Below are 14,245 nucleotides of genomic sequence, written 5' to 3' on the forward strand. Positions count from 1 at the left end.
TGTACAGTCAAAAATATGTTGTGATGAAGAAGGACGATGATTCATGAAAAGGGACTGTTCAGGAATTATATATATAATTCCTCAGATTTGGACAGAGAGAGATGCTTGTACATTGGTAGAAATGAAGGCCAATGAAGTTAGACAAAAACATCTTTTTAAAGGAGAAAGAAGCTTACGGTTTCGAAAGTTTTTGATCCGCGTTTTGGGAGTGTTGGTGCTTTATTTTCTTAAAATGTGACTCATTCTATCAAAGCGTACTCTCAAAATTTGACCGAGAAGATATAAAAACAAGTGCTCCACATGGTCAAACTGTTTGTAAAATTCCATGCGGACAGTTTGTAAGAATTTTTGAAAAAACGTTTTCTGCATGCTTTGATATAGAACAAGGGAAGAGGCATACTGAGCGCCTAAATGACGAAAGGAGTGGTTTCCCACTCCTCCGTTTCAACTCCCCTTATTGGGGAAGCGGCCACCTTAGTGCCGTATTATGATACAAAATGTACACTGATTTTTTCAAAAGTCAATAGTTTTCACGTGGTAAATGTTTGTGCATAAGAGCTATAATTTTATTAAACTCTTTTTTAGATAATCTCTTGATATGGGATGGAGCGCTTAAACGGCTGACGGAAACCGTTGTTATATAATCACAAATAACCCATGACTTTTTATTGTTTATGGGAGATTGTATTGGATAAGCTGCCGGATTGTCCGCTTGTGATTGTGTTGTCAATGGCAAAATGGTAACATTTCTATGCAGTTTCGCATGTGTAGAAATCACTAAAACAAGCCGCTGTTTCCAAAATTCAGGTACGATAACATCATGAGGAAAATCACACCAAAAGACTTGCCTTATGCGCGGAGCCGATCGGATTCGTGGTTTTATGCGTGGCAGCTTTTTAGGGAGCTTGTTGAAATCTCTTTTTTGCATATATTCTTGCCACGTGCAGGGTGTATCGAAATTGCTTTCGTCCGTATTTTGCGCATCATACTCCATTCCATCAGGCAATTCTTCTGGATATACTCTTTCTAGGTTTGCTGTTTTGGGGACAATAGTTGCTGAAGTTGCAAGAAGAGGTTTTGTATTTTCAGGCATGGCAAACCACTCGTATTTGTCAAGATCCTGAGGAGATGTTCGTTAAGTTCCTGACTTATTTTTACCGCTTTTGAATGGGCGGTTTCTATCAAACTATTGCAATTAAGTACAGAGGTTTAAGACAAGCAAAATCAGCAAAATGAGCGCTATCAGCAAAATGTATGCTTGTTTTATTTTTGAGGCATTTATGTAAAGAGGAAATATGTGTAGGACAAATGCAAGGATATTGATATTGGATTATCTGGTGTGATGGGAAGTGAGGCAAAGATATTGGGCATATCAGGGGCTTGCGTGCTGTAGTGTCAAGTGCTTTGTAGTGTTAAGCGCTGTTTCACCCCTTCTTTTGCGGTTATGATGTATGATATCTTTTGGTTACGATGTGTGGCGGTTTGCTAGAAGCCCTTTTGAAGCAGCATAGAGGCTGATGAATGTATAAAATAGACTGGCGACGGCATTCCAACCGGCAAATGAGAGAAAAAGAAAGCGCCCCGGTGCTTCGACACAGGATGGAGGGTGAATGTTGTTTAATTGTGCTAAAAGCTGATTAACATCTGCTGTTAACTTTGTTGTCCCTTGACCGCAACTAAGAGGAGCAGGCCAAAAACCATATTCGACACCTGCATGATACACTGCGAACAAAAGGCTGTTAATCATTAATATGAAAACGCACAAAAATAAAAATCGTACCCAAGAAGACATGTGAGAACACCATGCCAATAAGCCTGCTAAAATCAAAAGTGGGATAGCACTATAATAAGGGACACGCTCAATGAGACATAAGTCACAAGGAATATAACCCTCGATATATTCAAAACCAAGTGCGAGACCTATTGTGGCTGATAGGCAAAAAGCGAGAAAAAGAGCCCATAAACTTTGTTCTTTTTTGCTTAGTTTCAGATGAAGATGCTTTTGCAACATGTGCTGAAAAGGCCAACAGAAAGTCATTGAGTGTGTTCCTTTAAAGTCAAGGGCGTTATTTCAAGAAAACAGTGTACAACCCATAGAATAGCAAGAGCATAATACAACCTACGAGAATAACCCATTTGAAATGGCGAGAAAGAAAGTCTATAGCTTGATGGCCAAAACGCTGAATAAGCCATGCGAGCAGATAAAAACGCGCTCCCCGTGAGAGGATGCATGCTATCACAAAAAGCCATAGATGAACACCCATGGCTCCTGACAAAATCGTCACGATTTTGATCGGTGGAAGATGAAAGAATCCTGAACTCATCAGTAAAATCACTAGAAATTCTAATGTTGTATCATCTTTAAGCGTTTGAAAACTTTCATATTTATTATAAAATTCTAAGATCGGTTTGGCGATATTATCATAAGCAAAATAGCCAATGAACCAACCGGCAATTCCTCCAAGAACAGAACATGTTGTCGCAATAAAAGCGTAATGATAAGCTTTTTGAGGCCGGACAAGAGACATCGGGATATATAAAACATCCGCAGGGATTGGAAAAACAGAACTTTCAATAAAAGCAATGAATCCAAGCCAATGTTGTGCTGTATATCGCTCAGCTAAAGAAACTGTCCAACGCTTTAAGGTGCTAAAAATCATGATTCTAGTCCGTAAGTTTAAGAGGTCAATCATCTCAAATTGTACCAGATAAACCAAATGGGGTAAAAATGATGTGAATTCTTGAAAAAACAAAAGTCCGATGTTGACGAATCTACACTTCTTCATATAGTGCAGGAGAGTGAAGAACAAAAATGTTCTCTTTACTTTATAAGTGTGCGGGTGTGGTGGAACTGGTAGACGCGCCAGACTCAAAATCTGGTTCCGAAAGGAGTGTCGGTTCGAGTCCGACCACCCGCACCATTTGATTTCAAAAGATATGATATAACCCAAATGATATAACCAATAAGTTGATCATCAATAAATTGGCGATTTTATCGTTATCTGCATCATTTTTAAGAGCACGTCATTGAGAGATTCCAATCTGTTGCTTGAGCGCGGCTTTGCTTGTCAGTTCTAGAAGATCTTTCAAGTAATCAGTGCCAAATACGCATCTCTTATAAATAAAGAAGCATGGCCAACCATATTGATAAGCTACTTATCGCTAAGACTGACAAAAATTGGGAGCACAATTAAGACGTGGGTAATAAAAAGAGTCCCGATCGGGTTGATCTAGCTGAAATGAGGATAAAAAACAGTGAAATCATCCCGATAGGGTTTATTTTCTTGAAATGAAGGTAAAAAACGGTATAATCATCCCGTACGGGATGATTGGAAGAGATTATTATGCAGAGCAGAATAGAAATACTAAGCCATCTTGTGAGAAATGCACGCAAAGAGCAAGGATTAACACAAGAACAGTTGGCAGTGGCATCTGGGGTTGGTGTGCGATTTATTCGTGATTTAGAACGCGGCAAAGAATCATGTCAGATTGGAAAAATCCTACATGTACTCGCAATGCTAGGTCTTGATATTCAGATTGATGATAAAAAATTATGACGCTTACACTTGATGTTTATTTCCATAATGTTTATTTCCATAATGTTTTCTTACAGGCAAAATTGGTCGGTAAACTGCATCAAAAGAAAAGCGGAAAGCTCAAATTTTGTTACGATGCTGATTATTTGAATGCAAATTTACCCGGCATTTCTCTTTCTCTTCCTCCCCGTGTTGAAGCTTATGAAGGCCAATCGGTAAAAATTTTTTTCTCTGGTCTTTTACCTGATGAAAATGAAAAGCAGCGCTTAGCAGCTTATTTAGGACTCTCTGAAGACAATGCTTTCGCTTTGCTCAAGGAAGTTGGTGGGGATTGTGCGGGAGCGCTTGCTTTGTATCCAGAAGGGCAAGTTCCATCTGCTTCAACCAATGATAATGATGTAAAAATTCTCGATGATAATCAATTGAAAGAAATTCTTGAGAAGATAAAACGGTATCCGATGCTTGCCGGAGAGGATGGTTATAGATTATCTCTCGCTGGGGCGCAAAGTAAACTAGCGGTTGGCTTTGAAGATGGTCGTGTTCAGCTCATGAAAGGGGGAGCGCCGACCACGCATATTTTAAAACCGTTTATTGGGCATATTGATGATAGTGCGCATAATGAATTCTTTTGTATGAAATTAGCAAAACGCATGGGCATTGATGTCCCCGAAGTCTTCCTACATTTTGTCAATGATACGCCTTACTACCTTATTGAACGATATGATCGTCAGAGAACTGATGATGGAACGGTTTGGCGTATTCATCAGGAAGATTTTTGTCAGGCACTGAGCATTGCGCCAGAAATGAAATATGAACGGGAAGGAGGCCCCAGTATTGCTAAGTGTCAAGCTCTTATTTCTCGCCATACAATGCGTCCTGCGGTTGATCAACTGAACTTCATGAATAGGGTCATTTTTAATTATTTAATTGGTAACGCTGATGCGCATGGTAAAAACTTCTCGCTCCTTTATCGTCAGAAGAAACCAGAATTCGCTCCTGCTTATGATATGTTAAGCACAGCTATTTACCCAGATTTATCTTCAAAAATGGCTATGAAAATAGGAGAGGAATATGATCCTCAAAAGGTATATTTGCGTCACTTTTATAAGACGTTTGCTACCACCAAAACTGCTCAAAACGCTTTCAATAAGCAAAAGAAACAAATAACCGATTTAATCAATGATGAGGCAGTAAAATTAAAACAAGAGCTTGAAAGGCAACATTCTAAAGTTTTTGATGCAATCCTTACTGTTATTCAGCAACGTTCTAGACATTTACAATTATAGAGGAAATCATATCCTTTGTAATGCAAATATTATTGTATCCTTATATGATTATACAAATTTGAGTGTTCCACAAACAGTTCATTATTTGATTGGATTGAGTGCTTGATTTTAGTGCACCTGCTTGGAAATTCTACGACGAATAGCCCGTTATTCCTTTTGGATATTAAAGGTTGTTTTCAAGTTTGTATTTGGTGCAAGGATAAGGCAATCTTATTTGAGCTCTTTTATGAACCTTCAAAACACCCAAAATACCTTATAGGCCGATATGAAAAATGATCTCGGTCGGGCAAATATTCCAGCTGAGGGGGAGTTATTCCACATAACGAATTATTTCTCTTGGAATGGCGCTCAGAAAAAGAGAAGCGAATCGATTTTTCTTTTTTGTAATGTAATTACGTTATGAATTTAATGCTTGTGATATGATTGTTCCTTATTTTGGCATGAATAAGGAAAATCGATATTCTATTATTCGCTGGAATCAGAGAACATCCAAACTATATTGTTATAAAAATCCACCCTTACATAAGGCTTGGCAAGAACGTATTGTCGTGAAGGATTATGAGCTTGTCGCGGTAAAGAATCCTGAAAAGATAAGCTAATATGGCACTACTTTTATGATTGCGTATGTTATTGAATGCAGATTCTGTTTAAAATAACAGTGATCTGGGTTTGCAATAAAGATCTCCTTTTTGCATTTGATCAAGCAGAACTTTTAAATATTTTTTTGCGCCTTAAAAATTCCTCAATCAACTTTTCCACCAGTTTATTAGGTGTAAATATGTAAACATTATGTATAAAATTAGTGTATATCTACAATATTTATAGATTTATAAGTGAAAACATATAAAACATTATGTATTAAATATAATGTATATAAATTGTATATTAAAGATTGATCTGTCAAAATTATACGCTTAAACATTCATTACGGAGCAAATTTATGCATATAAAACGTTTAATAACGGCCTCTATGTTTGTTGTGGGTTCAGTTTCTGCAACACAAGCAGCAGACGTTACGGGTCCTCAAACTTGTGTTGGGGCTTCCGCTTTTTCTTGGTCGGGTTTTTATGTTGGGGGAAAGTTGGGGGGATTTTCAAGTAAGATAGCAGCAGATATACTTTCTGGAACAGTAAGTCATCCGATGAGTACACTTATGTTGCCTGGAGTGCCAGGTCTTATTAGTAGTCTTTTAGGCAAGATGGCAGTGGATATGCTTGCTAAAACAGCAAATCAGCAGGCTAAAACAGTAAGTCAGCCGGTGCATAAAGATAAGTTGCCTGAACTGTCAAGCATTATCGGTGGTCTTTATGCAGGTTCCAATATTGATTTTGGCAAGAACTTTATCCTAGGGATTGATATGGATATGGTTTGGTCTGGTAAAAAAAACGCAAAAACGCATGCATTCCATATTCAAGAAGAGAATAGAAGTGATTCTGAAAAGAAATTGCAGGAGATTGGATACAAATTTGATAAGACACCACTCCAAGTTGGTGATGAAGTCGTTAATAATTTTGCTTTGCAAAAAAAGTGGGCAGGTGCTACGCGGGCACGTGTCGGCTTTGCGTTTGATCGTTTTATGCCTTATGTCGTTGGTGGAGTTTCCTATGCGCAGCTTCAAGAGATTGTAGAGGTATCACTTAAAAGAAAAGGGATCGATCAAGAAGACTCTGTTAATATTTCGGATGAAGCCAAGATGATGCTTGGTTATACTTTCGGTGTTGGTATTGATTATGCAATGACCAAGAATGCGATTATGCGTGCGGAATATCGTTATTCGGATCTTGGGAAAAAGAAAGTTGCAGAAGATAAAATGGAACTCGCTTACAAAACCAATGATTTACGCGTTGGTGTCGCTTATAAATTCTAATATGTTCTCTATTAAGTTGTTTAGAGGCTCCATCTTGATGGAGTCTTTATTTTTCTTAACTGTGTCATTATGGATTTTGTTTGAAGCTTAAACTTTTTATGCTCCTTTTACTGAGTCTACTTGATTTTTAAACTGATATTATAATATTAATAATGGACAATAAAAAGGGTATATTAATAAAATGGTATCACTTTTGACAATATCTGAAACGCAAGAGCAATTACGCAAACAAGTGAAGTCAATACGTCTTAGTCAAGGCTTTACACAAGAAGGACTTGCTAAAAGAGCAGGTATTCCTTTACCAACTTTGCGTAAGTTTGAGCAAAAAGGCCAAATTTCTTTGGAATCGTTTCTCAAAATTTTGGTTGTGCTTGGATGCCTTGAAGATATTGTACAAGCGTTGAAAAATAGTGATGAGCATTTTAAATCAATTGATGATGTCTTAGAAGGTTGTTCGCAAAAACCACGTAAATATGGGTGGCGTACATGAGTTTTGAGTTCATTTCACACATTAAAGTATCCTTATGCTTTGATGATAAAATGTTACCCGTTGGGCGTTTGGCGAGACGTGAGCGTAAAATCTATTTTGAATATGATAGAAATTTCATTAAGCAAGGATTAGAAATATCGCCAATAAAATGTCCGTTAAAGCCGGGTGTGTGCTCTTTTGATCCTTTCTTGTTTGAAGGATTGCCCGGAGTTTTTAATGACAGTCTTCCCGATGGATGGGGGCGCCTTTTGTTGGATCGTCAGATGCGCACACGCGGCATTTTAGCGCAAGAGCTTTCCCCTCTCGATCGTCTTGCTCATGTCGGCCTTACAGGTATGGGTGCCTTGGTTTATGAACCTGACTACACAGATGAGATTATGGATAGCACAATCAATATTGATGTGCTTGCCCAGCAGGTACAGCAGGTTTTATCTGGAGAAGCCACGGAAATATTGACCGAACTTATTGCACTCAATGGTTCATCAGCGGGTGCACGACCGAAAGCGATGATCGGGCTTCATACAAACAGGCAGGATATTATCTATGGTACTCATCAGCTGAATGACGATTATCAGCCTTGGCTCGTTAAATTCCCAAATTTTAATGATGGTGTGGATGCAGGAGCTATTGAATATGTTTATGCTTTGATGGCAATAGATGCTGGATTGGAAATGCCGGATGTTCATTTATTTCCTGCTCAAACAGGTTGTGGATATTTTGCTGTTCAGCGCTTTGATAGAAAGGAAAATAGGCGCTTCCATATGCATACGGTTTGCGGGTTGCTGCATTCTAATTTTAGAACTCCGTCGCTTGATTATGACAATCTGATGGCGCTTACAATGATTTTAACCAAAGACATACGCGAAGTTGAAAAAATGTATCGATTGGCTGTGTTCAATGTTTTTGCCCATAATCGTGATGACCATGCCAAAAATTTTAGTTATTTGATGGATAGGACTGGTGAATGGAAGCTTTCACCGGCCTATGATCTAACATTTTCATCGGGATTTAATGGTGAGCAAAGTACGGTAGTTATGGGGGAAGGCAAACACCCGGGACGAGACGAACTGATCAAACTTGGCCTTAAAGCGACTCTCCCGAAAACCACCATTGATGCAATTATCGAACAAACCAGAGACTCTCTCAGCAAATGGCCACGGCTTGCTAAAGAATACGGTGTGACCAGCTCAAATATTCATTTTATTGCCTCAAAAATTACGACAGACAATATATAGATCATCAACGGAATTCTAATCGATTCAAACAAATGATGGTTTTTGCTTATTGATGAGACATAGAAACATTCAAGAGATAAAATTATGCCACTCACAACCATGCCAACGACACGTGAAAAACCTTATACCAAAAAACAGAAGCTGGGTTTGTTAGAAAAGGCTAAAGATTTTTCTTCGCTGCATATTGAAGAAGAAATAGCAAGTTGAAAAAAGATTGATGCAAACGTAAGTTTGGCCATTTAATTGGAAAAAAATGAACAAAGGTGATGTGTTGTTGCTGTTTGGGTTTTCTGATCCAGATTGTGTTAAATCTAGTGTTGTGGCTTAGGTAAAATATTGTGCACCCATGAAGCTATCAATATCAATGCATATGTGTTTCATACATTTATATGATACATGAGCGTGTGTTGGTACGTTGCATGCAGTTTAGGCAATGCGTGTTGTATGCATGAATGAAACGACGGATTTTTTTTATTAATTGTCAGTTTTGTGTCGCAAGAAGAACTTTAACTGTTCTTGAAATTGTGTTGTGCTTTGATAACAAAAGAGGGCAGAAGTAAAATAATATCATGCGTAATAAACAACAAAGGCTACATCGAAGATAGAGCCTTTAACAATTGAATTGCATAATATCAGAATTGATATGTTACCATTTATATATTTTACGTCTGATCATTTACGAAAAATATTTGAAGACAAAGCACATAACCGCTTTTAACAAGTCTACAAGGTATATTTTGCAGCTTTGCGAGGCTTATATAAATTTTCTGTCCTGCTTACGACACGCCAAAAAAACTTAGAGAATCAGAAAAAGATTTATTGAGGGTATTAGGATAAGGAGGATTTAGATGACCTAAGGGAGATTACTGTACATAATGTGTTACAATCTTGTTTATTTGATGGCAAATATGTCTCATCAACAGTAATAGATTTTATTTCTTGAATGATGATATGACTATATACAAGTTCTATAAAGATTAAACTGAAAAGAATAGAATATATAAGAACAGAATATCTGATATTCATAGCTATATTCCTAATACTTATTGAACAAGAAATGCACAAAACAAAATTTATATAAATTCATTTCAAGCTATATAGATTCATTTTTTATGGCTATAGTAAAAATGCCACAGATATCGAAAAAACAAAAATTATTTATGTTTTATCAAAAGAATATCGACTAAGAGAGAGAGTATTTTATTTTTTTATCTTTATCGTGTGGAAAAGATTGAAATTTTATATCACAATAGATGTACAGAAACTTGAGATATGTACAAAATTTTAGGTCATGAAGACTGGCAGGATATGTGCTTATAGTCTGTGTTTGAATGCATCTGCTTGCTGTCATATGGTTTAGTGTCATTGAATACAGTTTTGCATCGAACTCAGCTTTAGAAAAGCTTGTGTTAGCCGCTTTTTTCTTTGCGCGAGCATAGCTCTTCGTGGGTATCACAGTGTCAATATATATTGTCGTATATATGTATATGTAGATTGCATGATGCGTCTTTATAGGTTGTATAGTATGGTGTACGTATGTTGTCGTCGCACGAATGAAGCTGCATGGGTTATATGCGTGGATTGAGAACTCGTTGAAGCATCAGTTTGCGTTTCTGATGTAGGAGGAGCATTCAATATTCTTTAAAGTCTTGTTTTATGCTTTTTGACAAGCGTTTGATCAAAGAATGATACAATAAAAAGAATATAAACCGTGATAAAAGAAAAGGCTCTATCTGAGATAGAGCCTTCGTTTTTAGTTCTGCAATGGACTAATAAAAGTGTGCCATCTATGTGATTCCAAGTTTATTATCGATGTCACTTATGAAAGCACGTGCCTTATTCATTACAGAAGAGATGAAAGAATCTCCTTGTGTAACCATATCTTTCACACCTTTCCAGGCTACTCCAGCCATGACACTTTTCCATAGCATTCCAGCAGCATTCGCAATAATAGCAGGAAGAGCTACTTTCTGTAACGTGGCATCACACAACGCGGTGTCAGATTGTCCATTGAGGTATAGGTACGAAGCTGTCTGAGAAACAGCCACAACAGGTGCGGGTTCAAGAATAACTGTACGACTATTTGCTTGTCCTGCAGTTAATACACCAGCAATGATAGTACATATAAAAACAAAATACCTGATATTCATAACTATACTCCTATATTTATTTCGTCAATAAATATACAAAGTGCATTTTATATAAATTCAATTTAAATATCTATAGTAAAAATATCACAGTTATTAAAAAACAAAATATATTCATTCTTTGTCAAAAGAATATTGATAGATAAAGATGTTTTTTGAAAATATATTGTATTTATAAATAAAAGAACTTTTTGCGTCTCATATAGTTCCTGTACAAATATTTGTAATTGATACAGAGTGGTGATCTGTGTTTGTAACGGCTATTTTGAATCTTATTGTCTGTATTATACAAAAAAGAAAATAATTGACGCCTCACAAGAGATATACAAAGAAGAGGTGCAGAACTTGAGATATGCACAAATTTCGTAAGTGGCGAAAAGTTACGAGAGAGATGTTTGTAATGGTGTTTCCTGTCGTAATAGATCTGTGGCATTGTGTCGTTAGGGTGGATCTGTAAGGGCTATCCCTGCAATGTAAATGTTTGCAATAGATTATTTCCTTATGACATTAGAATACAGCTTTGCATCGAACCAAGGTGCAGAAAAAGCTTGTGTTAGCTGCTTTCTGCGTATTGGTTTAGCTTTGGTCTATGTGGTAGAGCATTAGCACGGTGTTCATAATGTAATCGGTATGGTATGGTCTGTGTAATAATGCAGGTTGTATAATGCTCTATGTCAATTGCGTGATGCGTATATATATGGTTTGTGATGCCGTATATATCAAAGTGTATAGTGCGGTACGTCGCATAAATGAAGTTGACCATACATGACGAATTGAAAAAAAGCTCCTGATGGATTGGTCGCGTTTCTATAGGAGAAGAGTGCACAATATTTTGAGCTTCTTTTTATGCTTTTCCTGTCAAAAGTGGGATTGCAAAATGATAGAACAATAAGGAAACACGATAAAAAGGCTCTATCTGGGATAGAGCCTTCTTTTAATCCTATGATGGATTAAGAAGATTTTCCATCTATAAAATTTACAAATGTGCGAACAATCCTTAGGATAAAGGATACGAATTTTTCTACATAAAAGTATGTGCTTCTCACGCCTTTCCATGCTGTTTTAAGAGCATATGAAGTCGTATAATGCGTTGCAACTTTATGCAATGTAGTATCAGATTGTCCACTGAGGTATAGGTACGAAGCTGTTTTAGAAACAGCAACCACAGGTGCGGGTTCAAGAATAACTGTACGACTATTTGCTTGTCCTGCAGTTAATACACCAGCAATGATAGTACATATAAAAACAAAATACCTGATATTCATAACTATACTCCTATATTTATTTCGTCAATAAATATACAAAGTGTACTTTATATAAAATCAATTTAAATATCTATAGTAAAAATATCACAGTTATTAAAAAACAAAATATATTCATTCTTTGTCAAAAGAATATTGATAGATAAAGATGTTTTTTGAAAATATATTGTATTTATAAATAAAAGAACTTTTTGCGTCTCATATAGTTCCTGTACAAATATTTGTAATTGATACAGAGTGGTGATCTGTGTTTGTAACGGCTATTTTGAATCTTATTGTCTGTATTATACAAAAAAGAAAATAATTGACGCCTCACAAGAGATATACAAAGAAGAGGTGCAGAACTTGAGATATGCACAAATTTCGTAAGTGGCGAAAAGTTACGAGAGAGATGTTTGTAATGGTGTTTCCTGTCGTAATAGATCTGTGGCATTGTGTCGTTAGGGTGGATCTGTAAGGGCTATCCCTGCAATGTAAATGTTTGCAATAGATTATTTCCTTATGACATTAGAATACAGCTTTGCATCGAACCAAGGTGCAGAAAAAGCTTGTGTTAGCTGCTTTCTGCGTATTGGTTTAGCTTTGGTCTATGTGGTAGAGCATTAGCACGGTGTTCATAATGTAATCGGTATGGTATGGTCTGTGTAATAATGCAGGTTGTATAATGCTCTATGTCAATTGCGTGATGCGTATATATATGGTTTGTGATGCCGTATATATCAAAGTGTATAGTGCGGTACGTCGCATAAATGAAGTTGACCATACATGACGAATTGAAAAAAAGCTCCTGATGGATTGGTCGCGTTTCTATAGGAGAAGAGTGCACAATATTTTGAGCTTCTTTTTATGCTTTTCCTGTCAAAAGTGGGATTGCAAAATGATAGAACAATAAGGAAACACGATAAAAAGGCTCTATCTGGGATAGAGCCTTCTTTTAATCCTATGATGGATTAAGAAGATTTTCCATCTATAAAATTTACAAATGTGCGAACAATCCTTAGGATAAAGGATACGAATTTTTCTACATAAAAGTATGTGCTTCTCACGCCTTTCCATGCTGTTTTAAGAGCATATGAAGTCGTATAATGCGTTGCAACTTTATGCAATGTAGTATCAGATTGTCCACTGAGGTATAGGTACGAAGCTGTTTTAGAAACAGCAACCACAGGTGCGGGTTCAAGAATAACTGTACGACTATTTGCTTGTCCTGCAGTTAATACACCAGCAATGATAGTACATATAAAAACAAAATACCTGATATTCATAACTATACTCCTATATTTATTTCGTCAATAAATATACAAAGTGTACTTTATATAAAATCAATTTAAATATCTATAGTAAAAATATCACAGTTATTAAAAAACAAAATATATTCATTCTTTGTCAAAAGAATATTGATAGATAAAGATGTTTTTTGAAAATATATTGTATTTATAAGTAAAAGAACTTTTTGCGTCTCATATAGTTCATGTCCAAATATTTGCAATTAACGAAGTATCGCATAATGTATTGCAATGAATGGTCTCAGGATTTTAAGTGTTCAAAATTGCTATAATATGCGCCTGCTGTGTCTGTGTTTATAATGCAGTTTGCGCTATAGATGTCGTTTTTAGTGCAATTGAATGGGGGTGTATTGGTTAAAAGACGGCAGAAATTTGTATCTGTTGTTTTTTACGTGAGCATAGCGTTGGATATATGTGTATGAGATATTGTCATGATGTTCATGCAATGAGACTATTGGTGCCTATTGTAGGTAAGATGCACAGATTGTTCTGTGTATGAATAAAGTTATGTATAGTTGTTTGTATAAATAAATGAGAGGTTTTTACCTGAATGATCCGTTTGAGGCTTTATCAAAAATAAAGAGCTTAATCGAAAAAAATGGGATGTTTCTTTAAAGCTCGACTTGTTCTATTTTTGTAAAAGTTGAAACCAAAGAAAATCAGAACAGAAAAATAGGGTAAGCTATTATAAAGTAAAGGCCCCATCAAAGACAGGGCCTTCAACAGCTTTTCAATTCTACAACAACTTCAATTCTACAACAAACTAGAGATTAGGTTTGTTATGACAGAGCGTACAACTATGTCTATGACAGATAATACAGTTTCCCCTGCCAAGTATGCGTTTTCATACTCCCCGCAGAAACAGTTGCTTTAAATTTTACTGACTGCCAGACTATCCCTCCCAAGTGCGAAGCTGTTTTAGCAACGAAACAACAGCTGGCGTTTGATCGTAAAAAACCGCATAATATAATCATGTATTATACAGAGCATAAACGACCAATAGTCGTAAAAATAAAACAAAATATCTGGATATTCATAGTTGTACTTAAATATTTATTTAATTTCAATAAATATCCGAAATGGAATATATAGAAATTTAATTTAAATATCTATAGTAAAAATGTCACATTCACTAA

General features: G+C 36.2%; 12 protein-coding genes and 1 tRNA gene. 7 read left to right on the plus strand and 6 right to left on the minus strand.

Translation table 11 applies throughout. The annotated features are described in order from the left end of the window. Positions 1 to 520: 520 nt before the first annotated feature. The 3 genes from NPX98_RS02090 to NPX98_RS02100 form a co-directional block, all read right to left on the minus strand. Positions 521 to 1,093 carry a type II toxin-antitoxin system PemK/MazF family toxin gene (locus NPX98_RS02090; RefSeq protein ID WP_442864444.1) on the minus strand — a complete coding sequence of 191 codons (573 nt, stop codon included), beginning with the start codon at positions 1,091 to 1,093 and terminating at the stop codon, positions 521 to 523. Positions 1,094 to 1,465: 372 nt separating this feature from the next. Then, entirely contained in the window at positions 1,466 to 2,038 is a 573-nt protein-coding gene (locus NPX98_RS02095) for a disulfide bond formation protein B (RefSeq protein WP_269022340.1), read from the minus strand. Positions 2,039 to 2,066: 28 nt separating this feature from the next. Continuing rightward, positions 2,067 to 2,660 carry a YqaA family protein gene (locus NPX98_RS02100; protein ID WP_269022342.1) on the minus strand — a complete coding sequence of 198 codons (594 nt, stop codon included), beginning with the start codon at positions 2,658 to 2,660 and terminating at the stop codon, positions 2,067 to 2,069. Between the two features lie 176 nt (positions 2,661 to 2,836). Here NPX98_RS02100 and NPX98_RS02105 point away from each other — a divergent pair. From NPX98_RS02105 to NPX98_RS02135, 7 genes are all read left to right on the plus strand, one after another. Beyond that, positions 2,837 to 2,921, plus strand: a tRNA-Leu gene (locus tag NPX98_RS02105). Positions 2,922 to 3,341: 420 nt separating this feature from the next. Further along, entirely contained in the window at positions 3,342 to 3,557 is a 216-nt protein-coding gene (locus tag NPX98_RS02110; RefSeq protein ID WP_442864450.1) for a type II toxin-antitoxin system Y4mF family antitoxin, read from the plus strand. Beyond that, a complete protein-coding gene (locus NPX98_RS02115; RefSeq protein ID WP_269022344.1) occupies positions 3,554 to 4,822 on the plus strand; it encodes a type II toxin-antitoxin system HipA family toxin in 1,269 nt (422 codons plus the stop codon). The genes NPX98_RS02110 and NPX98_RS02115 overlap by 4 nt, the downstream gene beginning before the upstream one ends. A gap of 940 nt (positions 4,823 to 5,762) precedes the next feature. Further along, entirely contained in the window at positions 5,763 to 6,689 is a 927-nt protein-coding gene (locus tag NPX98_RS02120) for an outer membrane protein (protein ID WP_269022345.1), read from the plus strand. Positions 6,690 to 6,882: 193 nt separating this feature from the next. Beyond that, positions 6,883 to 7,179 (plus strand): helix-turn-helix domain-containing protein, encoded by a 297-nt coding sequence (locus NPX98_RS02125; protein WP_269022346.1) that lies wholly within the window; start codon positions 6,883 to 6,885, stop codon positions 7,177 to 7,179. Next, positions 7,176 to 8,414 (plus strand): type II toxin-antitoxin system HipA family toxin, encoded by a 1,239-nt coding sequence (locus NPX98_RS02130; RefSeq protein ID WP_269022348.1) that lies wholly within the window; start codon positions 7,176 to 7,178, stop codon positions 8,412 to 8,414. The genes NPX98_RS02125 and NPX98_RS02130 overlap by 4 nt, the downstream gene beginning before the upstream one ends. An 84-nt stretch (positions 8,415 to 8,498) precedes the next feature. Continuing rightward, positions 8,499 to 8,621: a hypothetical protein gene (locus NPX98_RS02135; RefSeq protein ID WP_269022350.1), complete on the plus strand. Its 123-nt coding sequence runs from the start codon at positions 8,499 to 8,501 to the stop codon at positions 8,619 to 8,621. Positions 8,622 to 10,201: 1,580 nt separating this feature from the next. On the opposite strand, the gene NPX98_RS02140 is transcribed toward NPX98_RS02135, so the two are convergent. From NPX98_RS02140 to NPX98_RS02150, 3 genes are all read right to left on the minus strand, one after another. After that, the gene (locus NPX98_RS02140) at positions 10,202 to 10,564 is read right to left on the minus strand and encodes a hypothetical protein (RefSeq protein ID WP_269022352.1); all 363 of its coding nucleotides are present in this window, start codon (positions 10,562 to 10,564) and stop codon (positions 10,202 to 10,204) included. A 947-nt stretch (positions 10,565 to 11,511) separates the two neighbouring features. Continuing rightward, the gene (locus tag NPX98_RS02145) at positions 11,512 to 11,826 is read right to left on the minus strand and encodes a hypothetical protein (RefSeq protein WP_269022353.1); all 315 of its coding nucleotides are present in this window, start codon (positions 11,824 to 11,826) and stop codon (positions 11,512 to 11,514) included. 947 nt (positions 11,827 to 12,773) lie between these two features. Next, positions 12,774 to 13,088, minus strand: coding sequence for a hypothetical protein (locus NPX98_RS02150; RefSeq protein ID WP_269022353.1), 315 nt, complete (start codon positions 13,086 to 13,088; stop codon positions 12,774 to 12,776). Positions 13,089 to 14,245: the final 1,157 nt, after the last annotated feature.

Source organism: Bartonella sp. A05 (assembly GCF_026930145.1).
Taxonomy (GTDB): Bacteria; Pseudomonadota; Alphaproteobacteria; order Rhizobiales; family Rhizobiaceae; genus Bartonella.